Origin of the sequence: Paraburkholderia terrae, from assembly GCF_002902925.1 — a bacterium.
GTDB lineage: Bacteria > Pseudomonadota > Gammaproteobacteria > Burkholderiales > Burkholderiaceae > Paraburkholderia > Paraburkholderia terrae.
In genome coordinates this window covers 383,534-404,061 of record NZ_CP026113.1, presented here as the reverse complement: position 1 = coordinate 404,061, position 20,528 = coordinate 383,534, and the positions used below count along the sequence as shown (strand labels likewise).

General features: G+C 62.8%; 16 protein-coding genes. 8 read left to right on the top strand and 8 right to left on the bottom strand.

Features of this window, described 5'->3' with window-relative positions:
- Positions 1–2: 2 nt before the first annotated feature.
- Entirely contained in the window at positions 3–2,324 is a 2,322-nt protein-coding gene (locus C2L65_RS31530; protein ID WP_103254611.1) for a type VI secretion system Vgr family protein, read from the bottom strand.
- Positions 2,325–2,580: 256 nt separating this feature from the next.
- On the opposite strand from C2L65_RS31530, the gene C2L65_RS31525 reads away from it, so the two are divergent.
- Positions 2,581–2,859 carry a PAAR domain-containing protein gene (locus C2L65_RS31525; RefSeq protein ID WP_042315133.1) on the top strand — a complete coding sequence of 93 codons (279 nt, stop codon included), beginning with the start codon at positions 2,581–2,583 and terminating at the stop codon, positions 2,857–2,859.
- Between the two features lie 11 nt (positions 2,860–2,870).
- On the opposite strand, the gene C2L65_RS31520 is transcribed toward C2L65_RS31525, so the two are convergent.
- Both C2L65_RS31520 and C2L65_RS31515 read right to left on the bottom strand, forming a co-directional pair.
- Entirely contained in the window at positions 2,871–4,430 is a 1,560-nt protein-coding gene (locus C2L65_RS31520; protein ID WP_042315134.1) for a M81 family metallopeptidase, read from the bottom strand.
- Positions 4,431–4,458: 28 nt separating this feature from the next.
- Complete coding sequence (locus C2L65_RS31515; RefSeq protein WP_042315135.1) at positions 4,459–5,787, bottom strand: MFS transporter; 1,329 nt, start codon at positions 5,785–5,787, stop codon at positions 4,459–4,461.
- Positions 5,788–5,934: 147 nt separating this feature from the next.
- On the opposite strand from C2L65_RS31515, the gene C2L65_RS31510 reads away from it, so the two are divergent.
- Both C2L65_RS31510 and C2L65_RS31505 read left to right on the top strand, forming a co-directional pair.
- Positions 5,935–6,855 carry a LysR family transcriptional regulator gene (locus C2L65_RS31510; RefSeq protein WP_042315136.1) on the top strand — a complete coding sequence of 307 codons (921 nt, stop codon included), beginning with the start codon at positions 5,935–5,937 and terminating at the stop codon, positions 6,853–6,855.
- A gap of 183 nt (positions 6,856–7,038) precedes the next feature.
- Positions 7,039–8,772, top strand: coding sequence for a methyl-accepting chemotaxis protein (locus C2L65_RS31505; protein ID WP_042315137.1), 1,734 nt, complete (start codon positions 7,039–7,041; stop codon positions 8,770–8,772).
- 44 nt (positions 8,773–8,816) lie between these two features.
- On the opposite strand, the gene C2L65_RS31500 is transcribed toward C2L65_RS31505, so the two are convergent.
- Positions 8,817–10,193, bottom strand: coding sequence for a chloride channel protein (locus C2L65_RS31500; RefSeq protein WP_042315138.1), 1,377 nt, complete (start codon positions 10,191–10,193; stop codon positions 8,817–8,819).
- 68 nt (positions 10,194–10,261) lie between these two features.
- A complete protein-coding gene (locus C2L65_RS45710) occupies positions 10,262–10,552 on the bottom strand; it encodes a hypothetical protein (RefSeq protein WP_156132405.1) in 291 nt (96 codons plus the stop codon).
- A gap of 255 nt (positions 10,553–10,807) precedes the next feature.
- Here C2L65_RS45710 and C2L65_RS31495 point away from each other — a divergent pair, with 255 nt between their 5' ends.
- Together C2L65_RS31495 and C2L65_RS31490 are read left to right on the top strand one after the other, a co-directional pair.
- The gene (locus C2L65_RS31495; RefSeq protein ID WP_042315139.1) at positions 10,808–12,637 is read left to right on the top strand and encodes a phospholipase C; all 1,830 of its coding nucleotides are present in this window, start codon (positions 10,808–10,810) and stop codon (positions 12,635–12,637) included.
- A 153-nt stretch (positions 12,638–12,790) separates the two neighbouring features.
- Positions 12,791–14,233: a cytochrome-c peroxidase gene (locus C2L65_RS31490; protein WP_042315140.1), complete on the top strand. Its 1,443-nt coding sequence runs from the start codon at positions 12,791–12,793 to the stop codon at positions 14,231–14,233.
- 92 nt (positions 14,234–14,325) lie between these two features.
- Here C2L65_RS31490 and C2L65_RS31485 read toward each other — a convergent pair whose 3' ends face one another.
- The 3 genes from C2L65_RS31485 to C2L65_RS31475 form a co-directional block, all read right to left on the bottom strand.
- Positions 14,326–14,784, bottom strand: a complete 459-nt coding sequence (locus tag C2L65_RS31485; protein ID WP_427910217.1) for a DUF3455 domain-containing protein — start codon at positions 14,782–14,784, stop codon at positions 14,326–14,328.
- A gap of 217 nt (positions 14,785–15,001) precedes the next feature.
- On the bottom strand, positions 15,002–16,408 hold the full coding sequence (locus C2L65_RS31480) for an ATP-binding protein (RefSeq protein ID WP_052427027.1): 1,407 nt from the start codon (positions 16,406–16,408) through the stop codon (positions 15,002–15,004).
- An 11-nt stretch (positions 16,409–16,419) separates the two neighbouring features.
- Positions 16,420–17,133, bottom strand: coding sequence for a response regulator (locus C2L65_RS31475; RefSeq protein WP_042315142.1), 714 nt, complete (start codon positions 17,131–17,133; stop codon positions 16,420–16,422).
- 170 nt (positions 17,134–17,303) lie between these two features.
- On the opposite strand from C2L65_RS31475, the gene C2L65_RS31470 reads away from it, so the two are divergent.
- From C2L65_RS31470 to C2L65_RS31460, 3 genes are read left to right on the top strand one after another with little or no spacing between them, the layout of a single operon-like run.
- On the top strand, positions 17,304–18,563 hold the full coding sequence (locus tag C2L65_RS31470) for an ABC transporter substrate-binding protein (RefSeq protein WP_052427026.1): 1,260 nt from the start codon (positions 17,304–17,306) through the stop codon (positions 18,561–18,563).
- Positions 18,564–18,574: 11 nt separating this feature from the next.
- Positions 18,575–19,666 (top strand): FecCD family ABC transporter permease, encoded by a 1,092-nt coding sequence (locus C2L65_RS31465; RefSeq protein ID WP_042315144.1) that lies wholly within the window; start codon positions 18,575–18,577, stop codon positions 19,664–19,666.
- Positions 19,663–20,475, top strand: a complete 813-nt coding sequence (locus tag C2L65_RS31460) for an ABC transporter ATP-binding protein (RefSeq protein WP_103254610.1) — start codon at positions 19,663–19,665, stop codon at positions 20,473–20,475. Before C2L65_RS31465 ends, C2L65_RS31460 begins: the two co-directional genes overlap by 4 nt.
- The last annotated feature ends 53 nt before the right edge of the window (positions 20,476–20,528 follow it).

The following is a 20,528-nucleotide window of genomic DNA, read 5'->3' as shown; positions in this document are numbered from 1 at the left end:
CGTCAGTTGGAGTAATGGTCCGCGCGACTCTGGGGAATCGAGCCGGCACCTTGCGCCAGTGTCGGGTTGTCGTTCATCGATTGCGCTCCTTTTTTCTGGACCGTGATGACCTTCAGAAACAGGTCGAGCGGACCGCCCAAGGTGATGCTTCCGTCCTTGAGCTGGACAAACGCACCGCCGCATTCGAGGATGAGTTCCTTCTTCGCGCTGATACGCACCGTGCCGTTGACACTCGCCACGCTCACATCCTTGTCAGCCAGTAATGACATCGCATCGCTTTGAGCCTGCACCTCGATCGGACCTTTCGCGGCGATCAGTTTCATTCCGAGTTTCTGCGCGAACATGGAGACGAGTTCACCCGCCGCTACCGTGAAGCGTTTCGCCACGCTGATATCCGCGCTTTTCCCCGCCACCGCGTTGATGTTGTCCCTTGCGCAGACCTGAACGCCACTGCCCGAGACAATGCCCACGGACGCAGGCGCACTCGCCAGCACCCCCGGCTTTTTCAGACCATTGAGTTCGTCATTGACCTGATGCTGCGCGTCAGTGTCGGCGGGAACCGCCTTCGCGCTGCGCGCCGAGTCCGCCAGTGCCCTTGCAATTTCCAGCGCGCTTTCAAGCTGCGCGACGGTCTCCTGCATGTCCAGTTGCTGACCGCCCGCCGCAGGCCGGTCATAGGCCGTGATGAACTGCCCTTTCCCTGCACGCATTGCGCCGTAGCCCGACGTGCGCAACTCAAAGCCTTCGCCCCGCTGTTCGAGCTTCTGGTTGACCAGATAACCGAGGTTCAGTTGCGACTTGCCCGAATGCTCGGTCGACAGCTTGATGCCTTCCTGACCTTCCCAGTCCTCCATGCGCAGCTTGTTGTTACTCTGCGTGCGGATCACATTGCGCGAGAGCCAGCGCCGGTCACTCGTGACGTGGTCCACGGCCTGGCTGTGGTGATGGAAGGCCGCGATATACGGCTTGTCGGGATCGCCATCCCTGAACTCGATCACGGCCTCGGTGCCATCCAGCGCCGGAAAGTGGAAGCCCGTCTGCAACGCCCCCGCGAACGGTTTCGCGAGACGCAGCGGCACGCTCTCGCCGCCAGCGGGCCATGGTGCAAAATCCGTGTCGAAGCGCACCGTGTAGTAACCGGCGGAAGTCAGGTAGGCGTATTTATATTGATCGGGCGACGTCACCCGGGCCGAGAGCGAACCGGGGATCTTTGCCCACGCCGACTCCTCCAGCTTCAGCCGGAAACGCCGGTCGGACGGAATCGCCTGCCAGGTGTTCGTGTAGGCCGTATCGCGTGCGCCACGATGCGTGACCTCGATCACGACCTGGCCATCGGGCGCGTCGGGCAACACCTCATCGACGCGCAGGATACGCGCCGGCTGCAGCGCGAGCACATTGCTTTCGCCCTCGTAGACGACCTGCCATGCTATCGCCGCCTCGTGACGAAGTTGCGCCTCCCACTTCGCGCTCGCCTGATCGAGGTGATGCGTGCCGTAGATGTACGGCTGGCCGTAGGTGGTGGGATCCTGGGGCGCGACGTTTGCCTCGTCCCTGAAGCGTTCCCACGCCTGTTCGGGGTTATAGTCGGCCACCAGGAACGACTGCGGCACAGTCCGCGCGTGCGTCTCCAGCGCGAACACCGACTCGATCGCTGCTTCAAGTCCCGCATTCTCCCTGTATGGGACGTCGAGCTGCGGTTCATAAATGTAGTGGTCGATGTCGTCTCCGAGCACGATCTGCTCGCCGTGCTCGGTCTCGACCGTGTAGCAGTAGATGCCCGCCTTTTGCATCAGCATCTGGACGAAAGCGAGATCGTTCATCCGGTACTGGAAACGGAACAGGTGCTGCGGATACGCCCGACGCAACCGGAAGGCGAACTGATGGCCCTTCAGCCCATGACGTCGCAACACGGCCTCGATGATCTGGGGCGTGGTCTGATTCTGATAGATCTGGCTCGTGGTGACCGCTTCGAGCCGGGCGAAGTGTGACCTGACGATGACTTCGTAGCGGGTGAAGTCCTTCGTCGTCTTGAGTGTCGAGAGCGACGCGATGAAGCCGGAGAAGCGGCGTGGCGTGCCGAGGGCGGGATCGATCAGGAATGTCGCGTCCCGGTTCAGATAGTCCTCGCGTGCAAGCCTGCCCGGATGTGTGAGCTGGATGCGGACTTCGGTGGGAGCGCCCATACGTTCGGTGGCTTCGAACGAGACTACGGAAAGCTCCGCCGCACTCGCCGCGCCCGGCACTTCAAGAAAATATGCCTGACGCCCTGTGACCGCCATCAGGTCGGCTGCATACGCCCTGCTTTCCTCGAACAGGCTCGCCATCGTTTCTTCTCCGTCGTAACCCAGTGCCACGAAACTGTCTCGTGTGTGACGACACCGCATCCGTTGTCAAAGCAACGCGGCCGCTTTGGGTCAAGAGGTTAAGACGTGTTCGATTTATTGAAAAGCGTAGTTATCCTACTATTTATTCACATGTTGCTTTTCGTCGATCTTTGCAAACCTTGACAACTTCCATTCGTAGTACGTGCTATATGGTTTTCGATAACCAATCAACAATGCGAAAATCAGGAGAAACTGGATGACGAAATTGATCGCACTCAAAGGAAACCTGACCACCACGGGAGGCCGAGTGCTGGATGGTGACGCGACGACGCTCGATGATGGACAACCGCTCGCGCGCCACATGGGGCTCGCGTCCTGCCCACGCTGCGGACAGAACGGCCCGATCTATGGCAGCGCACTGAACTGGGGAATGGGAGCCTCGCGCGGCGTACGCGATGGCGACATCGTGATGTGCCGCTGTCCGCGCGGCACGAACCGCGTCATCGCGCGCTCGTCGATTTACGACGGCGGATAATATGTCGGATATCAAGTCTGTACAGCGTTAATGCCGAATAGATCACGCTCAGTTTTGCGCTCACCCGTTTCTCTCACCGCGAATTCTCCAAACGTGAGCCCCATCGGCCGCACCCGCATATGCTCATCCAGCCTCCTCCACGGCAAATCCGCCGGATCAGCGGCCATCGGCCCGGGCGCTTTCGCCACCAGAACCGCATGCGCGCCCGCCTGAAAATCCGCGCGAAAATGCACCGAACTCTTCACCACCAGCACCTTCATCCGCTCAGGCTCAACACCTCCAACGCGAAAAAAGTTGCGCTCGAAAATCTGCATCTTGATCGTGCTGACCACGATCCGCACACCGTCGATACGCAAACACGCAACCGGCCCGAGATCGCCCTGCATGCCATTCATCATCGGACCGTCGAAACGAAAACGCCCATCCGACAGATGCTCGACTTCGAAAACACCTTGTAGCGGCGCGTCCCCCGGCACACCCGAACGCCCCGCCAGCGCGAGTTCGATACGCGCGCCGACGCCCGCGCGATGCGCCGCTGCTGCCGCCTGCGCGTCCCATATCACGCCAACCGCCGCGTCCTGCACGCGATGCCGCAACAACGCACGCACCATGCCCATCGTATTCGAATCGCCGCCGACGCCCGGGTTGTCCTGCGTATCGGCGATGATCACGGGATTGTCGGCATGTCGCGCGAGACGCGATGCTTCATTCACCGCTTCATCGGGTGACAGGAAGCGCACTTCCCATTGCGCTTCATCGGTGAGCATGCGCGCGTGAAGCGCATCGATAGCCTTCGCGAGCGCGTCTTCGTCATAGCCGTAACCCCAGATCACCGGCCCGCATTCAGGAAAATCCGCTGCGGGAAACCCCGGCGCAAACGACAGCGATGCGACCGTTCCCGCTTCGAGCGAAGCCAGCATGTCGTACACGCCGAGCGCGGGTTCGACAAGCGTACACATCGCATTCACCGGAATCAGAAACGGAATGCGCCGCGACACGCGTTTCAAAGGGCGTCGATCTTGCGTCAGCCTTTCGAGTAGCGCAGCGGCACGCTCGCCCGTTTCGGCCATATCGACATGCGGGTAGGTTCGATACGCGACGATCGCATCCGCGAGTTGCAGCATCCTGTCCGTCACGTTCGCGTGAAGATCGAGCGACACGACGAGCGGCATGTCATCACCAACGATGCCCCGAACGCGCGCGAGCAATTCGCCTTCGCCATCGTCGATATGCTCGGCGACCATCGCGCCATGCAGATCGAGATAGATCGCATCGAAGCCGCCCGCACGCACGGCATCGACGATCTCGCCGGCAATGCGCTCGTATGCGTCTTCCGTCACATGCGCCGACGCGCTCGCGCCCGCCCAGATGACGGGGATCAGTTCGTGGCCCGCCGCCTCAGTTGCCTTGATGAAGCCGCCAATCGGCACGTTCACGTCGCGCAGCGTGAGCACGTCGGCGCCGCGCGTCAAAGGCGGAAAGCCTTCGCCCTGAATGAAGCTCTGGTACGACGCCTTGGTCGGCGCAAACGTGTTGGTCTCGTGCTGGAAACCGGCGATCAGGATCTTCATGATTCGTTCGTCCTCTTGTTCAGCGAACTCAGTTCGATTCAGGGCTAAGCGTCAACTCCGGCGCTTCATGAGCCGACTTGCGCGTCGACCGGTTGGCGAGAATCAGCAAGCCTGCAATCACCGGCATGCACGCCATGAAAATCAGCGCGAGTTGCGAATTGCCTGTCGCCGTGCGCGCCCAGCCGATCGCCGCCGGCCCCCAGAAGCCGCCCGACAATCCGATCGTATTGATCAGCGCGATGCCGCCCGCAGCCGCCGGTCCCTTGATGTATTCGGCAGGCATCGCCCAGAACACCGTGTAGGCCATCCACATCATCGCCGTCGCAGCCGTCAGCAGCGCGAGTGTCGCGAACAGATGCCCTTGCGTAAAAATCGAAGCGACCAGCAACAACGCGCCCGTCAGCGCGGGCAACGCGCAGTGATAACGCCGTTCACCCGTGCGGTCCGAACTGCGTCCCGCGACATACATGCCGATCCCCGCCGCGACATACGGAATCGCGACATACCAGCCAAGACGCAGCGTGTCGCTCACGCCCTGTTCCTTGATCAGCGTGGGCAGCCAGAAACTGATCGCGTAGATCGGGAAGATGATCGAGAAGTACGCGAACGCCAGCAGATAGACACGCGGATCGCGTGCCACGGCCTTGAACGAATGGTTGTGCGCGTGCGCCACGCCCGTTTCACTTTCGAGCAGCTGCTTTTCGTCGGCGTTCAGCCAGCGGGCGTCTGCGGGACGGTTCGACAGCACGAACAGCGTGACCACGCCAAGCACGATGCACGGCAAGCCTTCGACGAGAAACATCCATTGCCAGCCTGCCAGTCCGTGAACACCCGAGAGCGCCGTAATCAGCCACGCCGACAACGGCCCGCCGACGATCCCGCCCAGCGGCCCGGCCAGAAACACGATCGCGATGGCGCGCGCCATGCGCGTCGGCCCATACCAGCACGACAGGTAATAGATCATGCCCGGCGCGAAGCCCGCTTCGAAAATGCCGAGCAGAAAGCGCATGCCGTAGAACATCGGCACGTTGCGCACGAACAGCATGCACGCCGACGTAATGCCCCATAGCACGAGAATGCGGCTGAACGTCTTGCGCGCGCCGATTTTCGGCAGCAGCAGGTTGCTCGGCAATTCGAACAGCACATAGCCGAGAAAGAAGATGCCCGCGCCGACGCCATACGCTGCATCGGAGAAACCGAGGTCGCTCTGCATCTGGAACTTGGCGAAGCCGACGTTCACGCGGTCCAGATACGCAAACATGTAGCAGGCGAGAAGAAACGGCAGCAACCGCCAGTTGAGCCGGTTGTAGAGGGCGCGAACCGCGTCGCTCTCCCGTAGGGTCTGTAGTGCTGTCATGTTCGTCTCCGGTGTGTCGGGTTTGAATCCCGTGCTTGCGTTCCAGCATGGTGTCGGGGTAAAAATGCGCGAGCAAGAGCAACTAAGTTCACACTTCGTTGCCTGCAAGGCAACGGCAGCCCACACAACGCTCTGGAGACGTCCAACATGCGCGAAATCAACCAGCAACGGCTGCGCTACTTTCACGAAGTGCTGTCGCACGGCACCATCCGCGGCGCGGCGGACAGCCTGAACACATCGCCTTCCGTGATTACGCGCCAGATCAGGCTGCTCGAAGAGGAACTCGATACGACGCTGTTCGAGCGAGAGGCGCGCGGCGTCAAGCCGACCGAGGCAGCCACGCATCTGCTCGAATTCTGGCGCGGCTACCGTTCGCAGCAGGAAAAGCTCGAAGACCAGCTGCATTTGCTGAAGGGGCTTCAGCAAGGCCAGGTGCAACTGGCCGTCAGCGAGGGCTATGTCGAGCCGCTGATCGAGGAAGTGATCGCGCCGTTCTGCGCGAAGTATCCGAAGCTGGACATCAACATCGAAAGTCTCGCCGTCGACGATCTGCTCAACCAGGTCGCCGAGAGCCGCGCGCATATCGGGCTTGCGTACAATCCGCCGCCGCATCCGCGCATCGAGTACCGCGCGAGTTCGGCGCAGCCCGTCGTGCTGCTGGTGAGGCGCGATCATCCGCTCGCGTTGCGGGGCACGCCCGCCAGCGTGAAGGACCTGCTCGAATGGCCGCTCGCGCTGATGCCGGCCACCTTCGGCATCGGCCACGCCGCGAAAATGCTGGAGTTCGCGGAGAACATCAAAATCCGCGCGACGCTCACCAGCAATTCGCTGACCGCGCTCAAGCGCTTCGTCGCGCATGGCGACGGCGTGACGCTGATCGGCGAGTTCGCTGCGTATCGCGAGCTGGTGTCGGAAGAACTCGCCATCGTGCCGATCGATCATCCGTTGTTTCAGGGCGCGAAGGCGCGCTTGCTCGTGAAGTCGGGACGGCCTCTCGCGGCTGCGGCGAATGAACTGCTCGAATGGATCTTGCGCAGGATGTCGATGTTCGCGCGCGGCAATGAATGACGGATGGTTAGCGGTTGACGACAGGCGGCCTGAACGTTGCCACCTCAACCTTTCATGTGCAGCGCCGTCGTAATGCTGCAGTAGCACTGCCGTGGGCCATTCGTCATATTTGAAACTTTATTGCAGAACGGATACCTCTTTGTCGATAAGAGAACGTATTCGTCTCTCGCATAACAACGGTCAATGGCATTTCTCAACACTCTCAAGATTGGTCCGCGTCTCGGCGCGGGCTTTGGAATTGTGCTGCTTCTGCTGTGCGCGGTCGGCGGCGTTGGCTTGCTTCAATCGTCGCGCATCTATGACGGCACTCACCGGATCGGCAGTGACTGGCTTCCCAGCGTCGAAACGCTCGGCACGATGCGCAGCCATGCGGACGACGTGCGCCGCCTGTCGCTGCGTGAATTGCTCAGCACCGACGCAAACCAGATGCGCGCCACGCGCGCTCAACACGCGGATGCTGTGAATGCTTTCGCGCAGTCACTGAACGTTTATTCGAAGCTGATCTCGTCGCCTGAAGAACAGCAGCTTTACGACAGCATCAAGGCGTCGTGGGCCAGCTATCTCGAAGTCGACGAGAAGATCGAAAAGCTGATCGACGCCGGCGAAGCAAGCGCAGCCGAAGCGCGGCAAGTCGCGGCGGGCGACGGGTCGACGCGTTTCACAACGACGCTCGATCAGATCGACAGCGACATCAAGCTGAATCACCAGGGCTCGGTCGAAGAAGTCGCGAAAGCGGAAGACGCGTTCCACAGTGCGCGCATCTGGACAGTCGTACTGTCGGCGCTCGCGTTGCTCGCGGGCGCGTTCATCGCCGTCGTTATCACGCGCTCGATCGTCGGGCCGCTGCGCCGTTCCGTCGACGTGGCCGAGACCGTCGCGCGCGGCGATCTGACTGCGGCGATTCACGTCGAGGGCGCGGACGAACTGAGCCAGTTGCTCGGCGCGCTGCGTCACATGAACGAACGTCTGCAGGATACGGTGAGCCGCGTGCGTTCGAGCAGCGAAAGCATCGCGACAGGCTCGTCGCAAATCGCCGCCGGCAACACCGATCTGAGCCAGCGCACAGAAGAACAGGCCGCATCGCTCGAAGAAACGGCGGCGAGCATGGAAGAGCTGACGGCGACCGTCAAGCAGAACGCGGAGAACGCGACCCAAGGCAACGCGCTGGCGGCGCGCGCGTCGGAAACGGCAGCGCGCGGCGGCGAGGTCGTGAGCCGCGTGGTCGATACGATGCACGGCATCTCGACCAGTTCGCAGCAGGTGGCGCAGATCATCTCGGTGATCGAAGGGATCGCGTTCCAGACCAATATCCTCGCGCTGAACGCGGCCGTCGAAGCGGCGCGCGCGGGCGAACAGGGACGCGGCTTCGCGGTCGTCGCGGGCGAGGTCCGCACGCTCGCGCAGCGCAGCGCTGCGGCGGCGAAGGAGATCAAGGACCTGATCGGCGAATCGGTGAGCCGCGTGAACAGCGGCACCGCGCTCGTCGACGAGGCGGGCCGCACGATGGGCGAAATCGTGCAGTCGGTGCGCCAGGTGTCCGATCTGATGGGCGAGATCAGCGCGGCGTCGGGCGAGCAGCATCGCGGCATCGAGCAGGTCAATGTCGCGATCTCGCAGATGGACGAGGTGACGCAGCAGAATGCGGCACTCGTCGAGCAGGCTTCGGCAGCGACGCAGTCGATGGCGTCGCAGGCTGCGACGCTGCGTGAACTGGTGTCGGTGTTCAGGCTGCCAGGCGGGCAGCAGGCAAACGCGATGAGCGCTGCGTCTGCTCCTGCGAAGACTGTCGCGCGCGCCGCCGTAGCTGCGCCCAGGAAACCGATGAACGCGGCTTCTGCAAAACCGCTCGTCGCTCCATTACCAAATGCCGAAAAAACGGCCGCGAGCCGCGCCGAAGCCGATTGGGAGACGTTCTGAATCGCAGCGCATCCCGTTGCTTTACGTGATGCGCCGTTTGATCTTCACTTGTGCGTGACGGGCAATAGCTTCATCCCCGCGGCCCGCTCTTGCGCCGCATTCGCCGTCACGCTTGCCGCCACATGCGTCGGCATAGTTTTCGCCCCGGCGCTCGCACGGCTCGCCAGCATCGCGCACACGCGGCTCGCGCCGATTGAGCCCGCGACCGCGAACACCACCGGGAACAGCATGTCGTGTCCAAGGTGCGTGAACTCGGCGACGAGCACGATTGCCGTGATCGGCATGTTCATCGACGAAGCGAGAAACGCCGCTGCGCCGACCAGGGCAAACGCGCCGGTCGGCACGCTCGCGCCGATCAGATTCCACGCGCCGCCGAGCACGACGGCAAGCAATGCGCCCACCGTCAGCCCCGGCGTCAGCAGACCGCCATGCGCGCCGACGCGCAGGCTGCTCGCGCTCACGGCAACCTTCAACGCGAGCAACGCCGCCGCGAGCCCAATGCTCAACTGACCGTCGAAGCCAAGCTGCGCGGTGCCCTTGCCGTTGCCGAGCAATTGCGGGAAGTGCATGGCAAGCAAACCGATCACGGCGAAGTTCAGCACGTTGAGCGGAATCATCAGCCAGCCAGCGCCCGGCGCGGCATTGCGCGCGCGATCCATGAAACGCGAGAACGCATAGGCGGCGATGCCGAACAGGGGCCCTGCCGCCACCGACCACGCAACCAGACTGCCGCTCAGCGCGAACGACGGAATCGCGTATTGCGACTCGTCGCCGAGTCCCATCCACGCGACCACGGCGGCGATCACCGACGTCACGAGCGCAATCGCGACCGTGGTGGCATCGAACGTGACGAGCAGCACTTCGAGCACGAACACCGCGCCGCCGAGCGGCACGTTGTACACGGCGGCGAGGCCGGCGCCCGCGCCGCAGGCGATCATCACGCGCGTTTCGTTCGCTGACAGGCCCGCGACGCGCGCCAGCCAACCTGCCACCAGCGAGCCCACTTCGCGCGGCGCGACCTCGCGGCCCAACGGCGAACCGAGCGCGACGGTGACGATCTGCAGCAGCGCATGCGCGAGCGTGCTGAGCATCGGCATGCGCGCGTCGGGCGATTTCACCGCTTGTTTGATGCTGACGAGCGGACGGCCGAAACGGCGCACGGCCCACCAGCCGAATCCCGCGATCAGACCGCAGATCGCCATGACGATCACACGCCGTTCGGGCGACGCGCCATCGACGCCTTGCAGAAAGCTTTCGCCACCGACGATCGCATTCAGGCTGTAGCCATACGCGATGTGCTGGACGGCGTGCAGCAGCAGCGCGAGCAGCATGCCGCCGAGGCCCGCGCCGACGCCCGTCAACACGGTGACGACGGCGAGGCGGACCAGTGATTTGCGGTCGAGGGTGATGGGAGACGGCATGACGGCGTTGTGCGTTGGGACGGGGAAGCCCTTACTTTAGGGTTTTCCCGTAGATTCATCAAACGACTTTATCTACTTAATTGATGATTCGCACGACTTTGTGAAAGGCACTGTCTCAAACGACGGCCCTGCGGGTAGGCGCGCGGCAAGTCACTCTCGATGACGTACCAAACCTCGCGCACCACACCTGCCGACGGAATTGAGTTAACTGGTATGTCAGAAGGTCTTGAAGTAGCCGGCGCAAAGAATGCACTCGGCGTCATGCCGCCTTTCAGCCATTTTCCAAATGTTTGCATCACTAAGCATTGAATTGGGAAATCCCGATCATCACGCTTAAAAATGAACTGCGAATAAATCACCGAACCTCGGGATCATCCAACTCCGTAGCGGCTTCCGACGACGCGCTCCATCTCACATCGAATAAAAACGAAAGCAATGGCAATGCAAATGTATGTAATAGGTCGGTAAGGAATGTTTCTCGATTACGCAATATGGGAATGATTCAATCCCGTTGCTTCACCTCCATCTTGAAGTGAGCTTGCAATTCCACCTAAAAAAACCCAGCAACTCCACGCATAACGGAGCGCTGAACGGCAATCTGGAGCCCCCGAGAAATGTTTTACAGGACAATACTACCCAGCGCGATAGCTGTAGCGGCGCTGTTGACCATCGCCGCGTGCGGCAGTTCGCATAACAACACGACGACGTCGACCCCGCCGGTTGTTTCCGCGCAAGATGCCCTCGCGACCGCGACGCCCATCAAACACCTGGTGGTGATCTTCGGCGAGAACGTCTCCTTCGACCACTATTTCGCAACGTATCCGAGCGCAAAGAACGTGGCGGGCGAGCCGGCGTTCACCGCAGCGACGGGCACGCAAACGGATATCGCCACGCTCGCCGCCGCTGGGCTGACGGGCGCGGCTAACCCGAACGCGCAGGCGACTTCGCCCAACATCGTCGCCGCCACGGTTAACGGCCAGACGACCGCGCCGCCGACGCTGGGCGCCGCGCTGACCACGACCACTGCGCAACCGTTTCGCCTCGACCGTTCCCAGGCGAACACGAAGAGCCAGAACCACAGCTATGGGCCTGAACAGCTCGCCGATGACAACCTGAAGATGGACGCGTTCCCGCTCTTCACGTCGGCCAGCTCGATCATTGCAGGCAGCACAGGCCAGTTTGGTTCGTCGGCGCAGGTGCTCGGCTACTTCGACGGCAACACGGTCACCGCGTACTGGAACCTCGCGCAGAACTTCGCGATGAACGACAACGCGTGGACCGATACGTTTGGTCCGTCGACGCCGGGTGCCATCGAAGTGATCTCGGGCCAGAATCAGGGCGTGACAGTCACGCCCAATCCGAAGAACCCGACCGTCACGACGAGCAGCAATGCGATTCCTGACGGCCAGGGAAGCTTCACGATGATCGGTGACCTGGATCCGACCACCGACACCTGCACGGCCACAGCACAAACCGCCACGTCCGGCCCGACGGGCATGATGAACGGCAAGAACATCGGCGATCTGCTCAACGCTTCGAACATCACGTGGGGCGGCTTCATGGGCGGCTTCAACCTGCAGACCGTCAACGCGAACGGTACGACGGGCTGCCTGCGCTCGACGTGGTCGGACGTGCTTGGCAGCGCGCCGGCTGACTATGTCCAGCACCACGCCTGGTTCCAGTACTACGCTTCGACTGCCAATCCGACGCACCAGCGTCCGACCTCGACGGCGATGATCGGCTCCACCGAGCCGACGCTCGACAATACGGCCACGCCGGTTCACCACCAGTACGACACCGACGACTTCTTCGCGGCTGTGCAGGCGGGTAACTTCCCGTCGGTCAGCTTCCTGAAGGCACCGGCAATCGGCGACGGCCATCCGGGCAATTCGGACCCGCTCGACGAGCAGGCATTCGTCGTGAAGGTCACGAACTTCCTGCAGCAGCAACCTGACTGGAAGAACACGCTCGTCGTGATCGCCTACGACGACTCCGACGGCTGGTACGACCACGTTACGCCGGCAATCACGAGCTCGTCGTTCGATACGACGCTCGTCACCCACGTCGGCACGGCAACCTTCACGGGCGCCGACCAGTTGTCGGGCCAGGGCCAATGTACGTCGGCGAGCGCAACGCAGCCGCTTGGCATCAACGGCGGTGCGGTCAACGGCCGTTGTGGTCCGGGTACACGGACGCCGTTCCTTGTGGTTTCGCCGTGGGCAAAACAGAACTACGTTGACCACACGCAAATCACGCAGGCGTCGGTCGTCAAGTTCATCGAAGACAACTGGCTCAGCGGCAAGCGGCTCGGCGCGGGTTCGTTCGACGCAACGGCCGGCGATATCCGCAGCATGTTGAACCTGACTGGCGCGGGCAACAACCCGACCGTCTTCCTCGACCCGACCGTTGGTACGAAGCTCGCAGCTGCGCCGGCGACGAACTAACCCGACGCGCGTCCCGCCCGGTTTGTTTTCACTCATCGCCGGCTAAGGCCGGCGCAATTGGCAGCGGGACGCCAGATAACTCGAAGTGGGTCGAGCCAGCGCGGCAACGTGCTGGCTCGACGTCTTTTCCGGATTATTTTTGCCATCATCGCCATGAGCTCTCCAAACCCTGCATTGCCGCCCTCGCTGCCTGCCGGCGATTCCTCGCGCCCAGCGAACGCCAGACGACAGCTTCTGCGAGTACTCGGCTGGGCCGTTGCCGCCGTTGCGGCCGGCTGCGCCGCCTTTATCGCCTATGCGGCAATCTATCCGGAGCGGATGCCTCTTGCGATCGGCACCATCGTCGAAGACATTACCGGGGCGAATCCGCAGCCGGTCGCGTTACACGTGCCACCAAGCCAGCCGTTGAGCGCGGTAGCCCTGCTCGGCAAGCAGATTTTCAATGACCCGTCGCTCTCGGCGTCGGGCAAGCAATCGTGCGCGTCGTGCCACAGCCCTGAGCATGCCTACGGGCCACCGAATGACCTGTCCGTACAGCTCGGCGGTCCGCATATGACAGACGCCGGCTACCGGCCGCCGCCGTCGCTTGCATACTTGTACCGCCAGGCGCCGTTCTCGATCGGCCCCGATCAAAACGACATGGACGCCGCGCCCGTCACACTCGATCAACTGGCCACGGCAGCAAGCGGCACGCAACGCGCGGTGAAAACGGCAGGCGTTGCGCCTGCGGCACCCGCACTCGTCCCGCAGGGCGGCCTGTTCTGGGACGGCCGCGCGAGCACGCTGCAGGATCAGGCGATCGGCCCGATGCTGAATCCCGTTGAGATGGCCAACAAGAGCACCGGCGAGGTCTTCCACAAGCTGCTGAATGCGAAGTATCTCGACCAGTTCAAGCAGCTGTTTGGCGACCGGATCGTGAGCCAGCCCGATCTGCTCGTCGACGAGGCGATGTTCGCAGTGGGACGCTACCAGTTCGAAGACCCATCCTTCCACCGCTTCACGAGCAAGTACGACTACTGGCTCCAAGGCAAGGCACGTCTGACGCAAGCGGAGATGCGCGGCTTGCGCCTGTTCAACGATCCTGACAAGGCAAACTGCGCGGGATGCCATCTGAGCAAGCCGACGGCCGACCATTTGCCGCCGCTCTTCACCGACACGCAATACGAGGCACTGGGCGTGCCGCGCAACCATGATCTGGCCATCAACAAGGACCGGAATTTCTACGACATGGGCGTATGCGGTCCCTTCCGTGACGACGCGGCTACGCTAACGCAATACTGTGGAATGTTCTTGACGCCGACCTTGCGCAACGTCGCCACGCGACACGCCTTTTTCCACAACGGCGTCTACCACGACCTGAAGCACGTGATGGACTTCTATAACCTGCGCAATACGAGTCCCGAAAAGATCTATCCGCTCGATGCAGCAGGCAAGCCGGAAAAGTACGATGATCTTCCCGCGAAATACCAGGCGAATATCGACGTCGCCGACGCGCCGTTTGACCGCAAACTGGGCGAAAAACCTGCGATGACCGACGATGACATCCAGGACATCATTGCGTTCATGAACACGCTGACTGACGGTTACAAGCCTTAGTCCTCGCATCGCTCGCGAGGGCGACGTCGCGCGTATCTGCATGCTTCATCAGAGCGATGAAGTTTGCAGGTGCGCGCGACACAAGCAGAACGCTACTTCAGGAATATGTAGCGCGCGAAATACGGCGAACTGCCCGCCTGATGCTCACGAACACAAGGCTCGGAAGGTGACACGCCGCCGGCAGTATCGAGCCGCTGCACAAATCGCACGCCAGACAAACTGCCTTCGGCGGTGCTGTGAGTTTCGAGCAGCAGTTGTGGAATGCTGTTCGGATTCGCACTCGGTGCCTGAGCCACCATGCGACCAACGATCCTGCTGCCATCGCCCGCCTGCCAGGACGGGCCCGCACCATGCTGGATCGACGCTTGACCTGCGCCGTCATAAAGCGTGGCTTCCGGATGCTGGAACACCCAGCCCAGATGATGCGAACTGTCGAACTCGCAGGAATACATCTGCACGCCTGTTGCCGTCGTGACGGCGAACGGCTGGGCGCCGGAAGGCACCAACGAAGGTGGCGTTGCATCGGCGGCATTCGCCGCTAAGGGTGACATCAGAACGACGCAACCTAGCGCGGCCCGGTACACGATCTGCTGCGCGTCGATGCACATTGCGCGAATGACGTTGCTGGAGTACGAGCGGAAAGGAAACATGATTGCGATCCGGTTGGAGGAATATCGGTGACGTTTTTGTGATTTTCCTTACCAGAACAGCTGGGCGTAGAAGCTTATTCCATCGAAATCGCGCGTCGGTACACCGGCGCAATCGGCTTCATACATCACGCGGCAACACAAGCTCCGCTTCAAGCCCACCCGCCGTGCGATTGCGCAACGTCAGCGTCCCGCCGTGCGTGGCTGCGATGCTCTGCGCGATCGTCAACCCAAGCCCGGTGCCACTACTCGCACCCGTTCCATCCGTGCGCGACGCATTCCCGCGAAAATACGGCTCGAACACGCGCGCCAGCATCGTTTCGTCGGGAATACCGGGGCCGTTGTCACGGATCGCGACACGCACCGCGCGTCCGTCGTCGACAACATGAATCGAAGCCTCGCCGCCATAGCGAATCGCGTTATCGAGCAGATTCTGCAAACAGCGCTTCAGATTGCGCGGATAACCCGCGACAGGCCGCGCCGCCCGCCCTTCCATCGTGACCGCGTGCCCCGCCTCACGCGCATCTTCAGCCAACCCTTCGAGCATCGAATCGAGATCGATCTCGTGCCGCGCTTCCGTCACCTCGATGCCTTGCACGGCATCGAGCGTTGCGCGCACCATCGCCTCCATGTCGTCGAGATCGCCGCGCAGTCGATCGCGCCACTGCGGGTCGGGCAGCATTTCCACACGCAGACGCAGTCTCGTCAGCGGCGAGCGCAGATCGTGCGACACAGCAGTCAAAAACCGCGCGCGCCCTGCAAAGCTCTCCGTCAGTTGACGCTGCATCGAATTGAACGACATCGCCGCGCTGCGCACTTCGAGCGGACCGCTGACGGGCAGCGGCGGCCGATAGATATTGCGGCCGAGCGCATCGGCGGCTCGAGCGAGATCGCGTAGCGGCTGAACCGCAAAGCGCACGGCGACGAACGCCAGCACGCAGATCGCCACGAAGCGCAGCAGATAGATCCTGACGAGATAATCGAACACGAGCGACCCCGGCTCGCTCAGCATGCCCGCCTGCCCTTCATTGGCCTGCGCGTCGAGCCACCTGCCATCGGGCAGCTTCATCTGCACGTGAAAATCGCCAGTGGGCATGCGCGAATCGAAGAGACTCAGGATGCCCTTGTGCTTGTGCTCTTCGTCACGCAGTTCGGCATCGATCAGACGCACGTCGATCGGCTCGCCAAGACGTCTGCGAACCACGCCCGTAATCAGGTCGCTGACCGTGCGCTTCGCAAGCGAGGTTTGCTGCACGGGCTGCGGCGCGTCGGTCCATTGCAGACGGTAACGCGCATCCGACAGTTGCGTCACGATCGCATCGCGCGCGGCTGCATCGGGCGCGTGCTGCAGCAGGCGGACGGTATCAGCGAGACGGCTCGCGAACAGGCGCGCGGGAATTTCGAGCGTGCGGTTGTCGTGCGTTTCGAACCAGATCGTGCTGGTGAGCAATTGCCCGGCGAACATACCGACAGCGAGAATCATCACCAACCGCCCGAATAGCGAATCGGGCCACGCACGCAGTTTCATCGCGCGGCCGCTCATGCTTCGAACGCGACGTCGGCGACCAGCATGTAGCCCTCATTGCGTACCGTGCGGATGAGCGCGGCGCTCCGCGCAGCGTCTTTCAGATGATGCCGCAGGCGGCTGATGCACACGTCGATCGAACGGTCGAGCGGCGTGTGCTCCTTGCCGAACACATGGTCGAGCAGGAAATCGCGCGACAGCGGCCGGTTCGGATGATCGAGCAGCGTGCGCAGCGTCCGGTAATCGGAGCCGCCGAGCGACACGACCACGCCTTCGGGCGACAGCATCTGCTTCATCCGCGTGTCGAGCTTCCAGCCCGCGAAGCTGACGAACGCGGCGGCATCGGCGGGAAGCGCGCCGGGCGTGCTGCGCGCGCGGCGCAACACCGACTTGATCTTCGCGACCAGCTCGCGCGGATCGAATGGCTTGGGCAGGTAATCGTCGGCGCCCATTTCGAGGCCGAGTATGCGGTCGAGCAATCCGCCGCGCGCGCTCAGGATCACGATCGGCATGCCGCGCTCGCGGCGCAGCTCGCGTGTGAGTTCGAGTCCGTCCTCGCCGTCGAGCATCAGGTCGAGCACGACCAGATCGATCTGCGACGCCTTGATGATCTGCTTCATCTGCGCGCCATTGGTGGCCGTCGTCGCCTGATAGCCCATGCTGCGCAGATAGTCGCCGAGCAGTTGGCGAATGTTCGGGTCGTCATCGACGACAAGTATGTGGTCCATCAAAAGCTCTTCTTCTCTTCCACTCAGCCCGCATTGTCCGCATTGCAACGGGAAAAAGACGGCTCAACACATTCCATTACAAAAGTGCGCCGTTTCAACACATCGCCATTACATCTCGTGGCTAAAGTTGCGCCGGTAAATGCAAATAATTCTCATCCAGCAACTATATCATGTCGATTTCCGTGCTTTCTTCGGCCTGCGGGCGGGCCGTTTCGACGGCGGCGCGTGCCACCTCCTCAGTGGCCGCCTCCGTCGCTTTCGTTGTTGCGGCTGGCTTTACGCTGACGGTCAGCGCACCCGCGCTCGCGGCGCAACCGGCGAGCGCCGCAGCGCCTGTGAACGCGGCTGCACCCGCCACCCTCACAGATCTCGCCGGCCGCACGATCCGCGTACCCGTCGCCGAACCGCAGCGCATCCTGCTCGGTGAAAGCCGCCTGCTGTCGGCCGTCGCGTTGCTCGAAGGCCAGAAGCCGCTCGCGCGCATCGTCGGCTGGCAAGGCGATCTGCCGCTGATGGACCCGCAGACCTTCAACGCGTACGCGCAGAAATTCCCCGACATCAAAACGATTCCGCTGATCGGCAAAGCGACGGAAGACAGCATCAGCGATGAAAAAGCGCTGAGCCTCAAGCCCGATCTGGCGATCTTCAGCATCGGCGGCCACGGCCCGAGCCGCTACAACGCGCTCGTCAAGCAACTGGAAGCGACGGGCACGACGGTCGTATTCGTCGACTTCCGCCTGCATCCGATGCAAAACACGCTGCCGAGCATCAAGCTGCTCGGCGCGGTGCTGCATCGCGATCAGCAGGCCAACGCGTACATCCAGTTCTATCAGCAGCATCTGGCGCGCGTGCAGAGCGTCGTGAACCGTGTGCCCGAAGCGCAGCGCCCGAAGGTATTCGTCGATCTGCTTGCGGGTGTCTGGGATGCGGGCTGCTGCCACACGGCGGGCAACGGCAACTTCGGTGAATTCGTGCAGGCCGCGGGCGGACGCAATATCGCGCAAGGTCTCGTGCCGGGCGTGCTCGGCGACATCAGCATGGAACAGGTGATCGCCGCGCAGCCCGACGTCTACATCGCGACGGGCAGCCGCACGAAACCGGGCCTCGCGTCGCTGCGCGTCGGCGCGTTGACGAGCGAGCACGATGCGCGCGCGAGCCTCGCGCAACTGATCGCGCGCCCCGGCTTCGACACGATCAAGGCGATCCACGACGGCAACGCGCACGGCATCTCGCACAACTACTACGACTCGCCGTACAACATTCTCGCGATCGAAGCGTTTGCGAAGTGGTTCTATCCGGCGCAGTTCAAAGATCTCGACGTGCATGCGACGCAAGCCGAACTGTACAAGCGCTTCCTCGCGGTGCCGCCGCAAGGCGCCGAGTGGGTCGACGCGCCGCTCGCGCAGTCCACGGCTGACGCCTCGCATTAACGGGCGCAGCGATGTCCGATTCCGTCTCCCTGATTCGCTCCGCGCGCGCCCGGCAAAGCGCCGCGGACGCCAGCCTGCAGCCGTATCTGCGCATCACGCGTCTGCGCGTGCTGTGGCTGTGCGCGGTTGCGTTGCTGATCGTCGGCTCGTTGCTGCTCGATCTGCGGTCGGGCCCGTCCGGTCTGCCCGTTTCGACGCTGCTGCGCGCGGTGTTTCATCACGCATCGGCGGATGCCGCGACGAATGTGATCGTCTGGCAGATCCGCATGCCGTATGCGGTGATGGCGCTGCTGGTGGGCGCGTCGCTCGGACTATCGGGCGCGGAAATGCAGACCATCCTCAACAATCCGCTCGCGAGCCCTTACACGCTCGGCGTGTCGGCGGCGGCGGCGTTCGGCGCGTCGCTCGCAATCGTGCTCGACATCACGCTGCCCGGTATCGCGCAAAGCTGGCTCGTGTCGGCCAACGCATTCCTCTTCGCATTCATGTCGGCGATGATGCTCGACGGCGTCGCGCGCTGGCGAGGCATGTCGACGTCCGGCGTCGTGCTGCTCGGCATCGCGCTCGTGTTCGCGTTCCATGCGCTCGTCTCGCTGATGCAGTTCATCGCTTCCGCCGACGCGCTGCAAGGCCTCGTGTTCTGGACGCTAGGCTCACTTGCGCGTGCCGACTGGCCGAAGATCGCGGTACTCGCCGTCGCGCTCGCAGTCGCTTTGCCGCTCTCGATGCGCAACGCGTGGACGCTCACCGCGCTGCGCCTCGGCGAAGATCGCGCCGCCAGTTTCGGCATCGACGTGCGCCGTCTGCGGCTCGGCACGCTGCTGCGCGTGTCGGTGCTGTCGGCGCTCGCGGTGTCGTTCGTCGGCACGATCGGCTTCGTCGGACTGATCGCGCCGCATATCGCGCGCACGCTGTTCGGCGAGGACCACCGCTTCTATCTGCCCGGCAGCATGCTGATCGGCGCGTTGATGCTGTCGCTCGCGTCGATTGCATCGAAGCTCATCGTGCCGGGCGTGCTGATTCCCGTCGGCATCGTAACGGCGCTGGTCGGCATTCCCCTCTTTCTCGGGATCGTCGTGCGCTCGCAGGGAGCCACGCAATGAACGGCCTGTCGATTCACGGCCTCAGCGTGCAATACGGCAAGCGCGCGGTGCTTAAATCGCTCGATGCGGGCCCGCTGCCGCGTGGCCAGATCACCGCGTTGCTCGGTCCGAACGGCAGCGGCAAGTCGACGCTGCTGCGCGCGCTGGCGGGCCTCACGCGCGCGCATGCCGGTCAACTGACGCTCGACGGCGCGCCGCTCGAACTGTCCGCCGCGAGCGCGCGCTCGCATAGCGTTGTCTACTTGCCGCAATCGTTGCCCGCAGGTGTGAAGTTGCAGGTGCTCGAATCCGTGCTCGTCGCGTGTTGCGCGACGCGCGGCGCATTCCGCGCCCACGGCGCCCGCACCGACGACCTCGCTAATGCGCGGGCCGTGCTTGAACGCCTTGGCATCGATGCGCTCGCATCGCGCTCGCTCGACGAGTTGTCGGGCGGACAACGACAACTCGTCGGCATTGCCCAGGCGCTGGTACGCGAGCCGCAAGTGCTGCTGCTCGACGAGCCGTTGTCCGCACTCGACCTTAACTACCAGTTCCACGTGATGCGCGTGCTGCGCGACATCACGCGGGAACGCGGCATCGTCACTGTCGTCGTTCTGCACGACATCAACACCGCCATGCGCGCCTGCCATCAGGCGATGCTGCTTCACGTAGGCCGCATCGCAGGCGTCGGACCCAGCGCCGATGTCGTCACGCAAGCGAGCCTTGCAGAAGTATTCGGAGTCACCGCGCGAATCGAGCCTTGTTCGCGCGGCCAGCATCAAGTTCTGGTCGACGGTCTGTCGGTTCAGGACGGCATCGCCAGCCGCTAGACATTCGTCGAGCGTCCCAGCCAGCCACCTCGCCACGCCGCATTCGTTTCAAC